This is a genomic window from Paenibacillus sp. Pae15 (assembly GCF_024519685.1).
Classification (GTDB): domain Bacteria; phylum Bacillota; class Bacilli; order Paenibacillales; family NBRC-103111; genus Paenibacillus_G; species Paenibacillus_G naphthalenovorans.
Genome location: NZ_JALJRM010000079.1, coordinates 1 through 827 on the forward strand (window position 1 = coordinate 1; position 827 = coordinate 827).

Genomic DNA, 827 nt, shown 5'->3' on the forward strand with positions numbered 1-827 from the left:
TGGACAGGGGTAGATCACACGGTTTCGGGTCTACGCCTGCAAACTCATTCGCCCTATTCAGACTCGCTTTCGCTGCGGCTTCGGCTTCTCACCTTAACCTCGCTTGCAAACGTAACTCGCCGGTTCATTCTACAAAAGGCACGCCATCACCCTTTAACGGGCTCTGACTTCTTGTAAGCACACGGTTTCAGGTTCTCTTTCACTCCGCTCCCGCGGTTCTTTTCACCTTTCCCTCACGGTACTGCTTCACTATCGGTCGCCAGGGAGTATTTAGCCTTGGCAGATGGTCCTGCCGGATTCCCACGAGGTTTCACGTGTCTCGCGGTACTCGGGATCCGTCTAGGGCTTTCGCAGAATTTCGGCTACAGGGCTGTTACCTTCTCTGGCCGGCCTTTCCAGACCGCTTCACCTACTCTGCTCAACCCACGTTGACGTCCCACAACCCCAGGGGGCAAGCCCCCTGGTTTGGGCTAATCCGCTTTCGCTCGCCGCTACTGACGGAATCACTTTTGTTTTCTTTTCCTGAGGGTACTTAGATGTTTCAGTTCCCCTCGTCTGCCTCCAATGCAGCTATGTATTCACTGCATGGTACGTATCTATTACGATACGCAGGTTTCCCCATTCGGACATCCCCGGATCAAAGCCTGCTTACGGCTCCCCGAGGCATTTCGTCGTTCGCCACGTCCTTCATCGGCTCCTGGCGCCTAGGCATCCTCCGTGTGCTCTTATTAGCTTAACCAATTTGGTTATTCGGTACCGACACTTACGTATCGGCTGCTGACGATTTTCTTACGAAAATCGCAGCGGGATGATTCAGCATTTTGCTT

At 53.4% G+C, this 827-nt stretch carries 1 rRNA gene; it reads right to left on the reverse strand.

The features are described from left to right. Positions 1–739 (reverse strand): 23S ribosomal RNA (locus tag NR121_RS24940); the annotation flags it as partial. Between the last annotated feature and the right edge of the window lie 88 nt (positions 740–827).